Raw genomic sequence first — 4,407 nt, 5'->3', positions numbered from 1 at the left:
CACCATCCGCCCCGACGGGCACAAGGTCAGCTGGTTGACCTACGGCAGCGGCCACTTGCTGGGCATGACCCTCGACCAGCACGAGATGCTCGCCTACGAGCGCGATGACCTGCACCGCGAAGTCGTGCGCCACCAGGGCAACAAGCTCATGCAGATGCAGCGCTGGGGCAAGACAGGGCTCCCTGAGGAGCAATGGCTCGGCAGCCATGACGGCAAGACTGCCCTGCTCAAGCGCCAGTATGAATACGACACGGTGGGGCAGTTGACCGATATCCACGACAGCCGCCGTGGCCAACTGGCGTATCAGTACGACCCCCTGGGGCGCTTGCTGCAGGCTAACAGCCGCCTGGGCGCCGAAACCTTCGCCTTCGACCCGGCGGGCAACCTGCTGGATGAAACCCAGCAGCTCAACCGCCCCCTGGAAGAGGACGCCCGGCGCAACAAGGTGATGGACAACCTGCTGCGCACCTATGCCGGCAGCCAGTACCGCTACGACGAACGCGGCAACCTGAGCCATCGCCTGCAAGACGGTGCGCAGGCGCACTTCACCTGGGACCTGTTCAACCGGCTGGTGCGCTACAACGACGACAGGCTCAAGGTCGAATACAGCTATGACGCCCTGGGTCGTCGCCTGCACAAGCATTCGCTCGCCCATTACTGGGACAAGCCCGAGGCCGGCACCGGCTGGAACCAGCTGGAACGGGCCAGGCGCCAGCGTGAGCTGCACTGCGGCTTCACCCTGTATGGCTGGGACGGCGAAACCCTGGCCTGGGAAAGCTCGCCGCCGCTGGATGAGGGCGATACCGGCCGCACCGTGCACTACCTGTACGAGCCCGGCAGCTTCGTGCCGGTCGCCCAGGCCCTGCACAACCGCCCGGTACGCCTGTTCAAACAGCCGGACTGGGCGGGGCGCGAGTACGACTTCGACCGTGATCCGCTGTGGCACACCGAGGTCAAGCCGCAGGCCTTCGATGCCATGGCCTGGTACCACTGTGACCATCTGGGCACACCGCAAGAGCTCACCGATGAGCAGGGGGACGTGGTCTGGAGTGCGCATTACACCGCGTGGGGCGAAATACGCGAAGAGCGAACGGAGCAAGCCAGATTGCAGGGGCTGAGTAACCCGATTCGCTTCCAGGGGCAATACCAGGACCCGGAAACGGCGCTGCACTACAACCGCTATCGGTATTACGAGCCGAAAATGGCGCGGTATCTTTCACGAGACCCTATTGGCCTTCTCGGGGGAATGAACGTTTATCGATATGGCAATAACATGCCAAGCATGAGAGTCGACCCGACAGGCCTTCAAGACTTCCCATTCGCAAACTCCCCAGCCTTGCAGGCACAGGTCTCGCTGGCCACGCACATGGCAAACCAGGGCAAGTCGGCAGAAGAGATCTCCAGGGCTCTTTCTCCGCCACCACCTCGGCCCATCATGACGGGAGAATGTCGAGGCTCTTTGATGGCTGCCGTGGGTACCGGTTTCTCCGTGACCGTAAAAGCCAACGAAGTCAGTGGCCTTTCGGGCGAGGGCGCTGTTCCGATGATTGCAGCAGGCGCACGGGCAACCGCTAGCTGCGGTTTCAAGTTTGCCGACCCGGATGCCAAGTCGCTACCCGCCGCGGCAGGTGTTGGCTTCAGCGTAGGGGTTGTCAGTTTCGATATCAGCCAGACCTCCACGTGGCCAGAGGTTTATATCGGCGTGGGCCCCGGTGTTGGCCCGGAGATCAAGACCCCTGTGGCGCCGGCTGTTGCAATGCCGCTGTTCTAGGAGAGGTTATGTGCGAGCTGCTTCAAATCATCAGGATCGCCGGCTTTGCACTCTGTGTGGTTGCGGGGCTGACTGCCGTACTTTCTGCAAACGCATACTGCAAAAAGAACGGGATCAACATGAATACCTTCGAGGGCATGTTCGAGATGTACCGGCGGGTTTTCAGGTTTGAGAACAAACGCCTGTCGATACTGATGTTGTCTACCACCTATGGGGGTGCGCTGTTGATGGTGGGGGTTGCCGCCATTACATTCTGGGGGCAGGCGCAAGGGTGTGACTTCCACATCAACAGGCTCGCGCGCTGATCGGTAACGAGCCTGCCCGCTTGCTGGGTTTTGTACGAAAGTATGGTCATCCATCGTTGAGGGAGCGGCGCACCGCCGCTCCCTCAACGCTTTTCGTACAGAGCCTGGATAAAAGCTCCCCCGGCACAGAACGCGCCCGTCAATCAAGCTGCTTCCCGGGCGCGCCAAATCCATACCCACGCAACACGTCCTGACGAATGCTGGTGCCCATGGCATACAGCCTGTCCTGTTGAGGTGCGGCCCAGTCAATCGCGGCACTGGCCAGGGCAAGGGTCAGGCCGAGGGCTTCCTCGCCTTGCTGCGGCAGGTCGCTCGCCGGCACCTTAGGCTTGCCGGCAACCAGCGACACGCTGACCAGCAGCACGTACACCCCCAGCAGTTTCAAGTACAGGCCAAGCGGTTGCGCCCTCACCAGGCGCAACAGGTAGGACAGCGCACGGAACCCATGCACGGCCAGCCCACAGAGGATCAGCAGGGCAGCCACGCCGGGGGTGATCAGATCGCGGTAGCTGTCCCGGCCCAGGGTCGAAAGATCGCGCGCCGAGGCGACGCGCTGCTTCATCAGTTCCCGGGCGTCGTGCTGCAGCGTGGGCAGGTAGACCGAGCGCACGAAATACTCCTCGGTCAGGTAGGCATACAGGGTGATGCCCGCCGGCAGCGCCAAGTCCTGGCGCCACTGCCCCTGGATGGCATCCACCGCCAGGAACGCCGGGCGCTTGAGGCCGGGTTCGATCCAGCCGGCATTGATCCGCTGCTGGAGCAATTCTGCATAGTGATTGCGTGCTTCACGTCGCACCTGGCGGGCCACGGCGCGGTTGAAACCAGGGCGGTCGTCGGGCCGCCAGAGGTCGTTGACCGGTACGTTCATCTGCTCGCGCAGAACATGGCGCACGTCTTGCCATTCGCTGCTGGGCAGGGTCCAGGGGTTGAGGTTGCGTCCGCGGCTGCTGAGCAGGCGCTGGTAGTTGGTCCAGGCCTGGCCCTGACGCTGGAGGATGGCCAGACGACTGGTGGCCCCCGCGTAGTAAAGGCTGGCGCGACGGTATTGGCGGTAGTTGTCTTCCTGCCGGCCGGTGGCCTGGCGGTAGCGCTCATAGTTGCGCTGCAGGCCGCCGCGCTGCTGGTCGGCGAGTTGTTCGAACAAGGCCTGCGGGGTCAGGCCCTCTGTGGCCTTCAACTCGGTCATGTGCGGCAGGCGCAGGGCCAGTTCGGCCAGGCGCAGCTTGCCTTGCGGGCTGCGCAGCTGCTCGGCTGTTGCGGCCTGGCCGTCCAGGCGCAGGTCGTGTTGCAGCATCAGGTTGAGCAGCGGGATGCCGAAGGCGGCCCGGGCCTGCTGTTCGGGGCTGGCCTGTTCGACCAGGCTGTCCACCAGCAGGCGCTGGGCGTGATAGCCGAGGTACAGGCAGCTGCCGCAGGTGATCAAGGCCCAGAGCACCGTGCGCCCGAACGGCCAGCCCTGGCGCAGGCTCTTGCGCAGCAGGCAACTGAGTACCAGCAGGGCCAGGGCGGCGGCGCCCAACCATTGGCCCTGGCGGGCGAAACTTTGCAGCAGCGAATGTGGCACGAGGCTGCCGATCAGGTCGGTCAGTTGCGCGAGGTAGCCCAGCGCGAGCACCAGGTAGATCACGGTCGGTATCAGCATCAGCCGCGCAAACCCGCATTCCTGGGCGCGGGTCAACGGCAGGTCGCCACCCCACAAGGCGCGGGCCAGGCGTTGCCAGGGTGAGTGTTCCTGGCCATGGGCGGGGCGTAGCAACAAGGCGCCGATCATCAGGCACTGCCTGCTTGGCAAAGGAAACGGGCAGGGCTGGGCGAAGTGGGCTCTGGGGTGTTCACGCGCGGCTTTCCTTGTCGAATCGGTGGAGCGTCCATTTAGTGCGGCGCGATAGTAGCACGTTGATGTTAGCGGCGCGGGGCCAGCCCTGAGCCATACGCAGGATGGCCTGTAAGCCATGGGGAGATCTGGTCGCTGAATGTTTGCTCAACTGCGCAAGAAGTTGCGCACTTCAATGTGGATAAGTCTGTGGATAAGCGCTGTGAGCATTGCTGTATATGGCCTGCAGCCATCTGCGCAACTTTTTGCCAGCACTGCGCAAGAAGTTGCGCAACTTTTGAATGCTCGCCGCTCAAAAAGGTACTCGAATGGATGGCTTTGATAATTAACCAATTGAATTTATTGAACATTTTTCAATTGGCACAGCTCTTGTATCGAAAGCTGCTCCCGCTCGGCAATTTCCTGCCGTCTGCGCGACTTTTTTCTTACGCAAGGAGAGCACCATGGCAACACCAGCCTACATGTCCGTCACCGGCGAAAAACAAGGCCTGATCACT

General features: G+C 62.5%; 3 protein-coding genes. 2 read left to right on the top strand and 1 reads right to left on the bottom strand.

Features of this window, described 5'->3' with window-relative positions:
• Both DM373_RS28115 and DM373_RS28110 read left to right on the top strand, forming a co-directional pair.
• The coding region (locus tag DM373_RS28115; RefSeq protein ID WP_208642836.1) for an RHS repeat-associated core domain-containing protein at window positions 1-1,771 on the top strand (1,771 nt) is incomplete at its 5' end.
• 8 nt (window positions 1,772-1,779) lie between these two features.
• Window positions 1,780-2,076, top strand: coding sequence for a hypothetical protein (locus tag DM373_RS28110; protein WP_110996585.1), 297 nt, complete (start codon window positions 1,780-1,782; stop codon window positions 2,074-2,076).
• 139 nt (window positions 2,077-2,215) lie between these two features.
• Here the strand turns inward: DM373_RS28110 and DM373_RS28105 are convergent, their stop codons facing one another.
• The gene (locus DM373_RS28105) at window positions 2,216-3,847 is read right to left on the bottom strand and encodes a hypothetical protein (RefSeq protein ID WP_110996584.1); all 1,632 of its coding nucleotides are present in this window, start codon (window positions 3,845-3,847) and stop codon (window positions 2,216-2,218) included.
• Between the last annotated feature and the right edge of the window lie 560 nt (window positions 3,848-4,407).

Source organism: Pseudomonas sichuanensis (genome assembly GCF_003231305.1).
Taxonomy (GTDB): domain Bacteria; phylum Pseudomonadota; class Gammaproteobacteria; order Pseudomonadales; family Pseudomonadaceae; genus Aquipseudomonas; species Aquipseudomonas sichuanensis.
This window is presented reverse-complemented; position numbering and strand designations above follow the sequence as displayed.

Excerpts from the sequence above, each read along its gene's own strand:
- DM373_RS28105 (WP_110996584.1), bottom strand. The coding sequence starts at position 3,847 with ATGATCGGCGCCTTGTTGCTACGCCCCGCCCATGGCCAGGAACACTCA.
- DM373_RS28110 (WP_110996585.1), top strand. The coding sequence starts at position 1,780 with ATGTGCGAGCTGCTTCAAATCATCAGGATCGCCGGCTTTGCACTCTGT.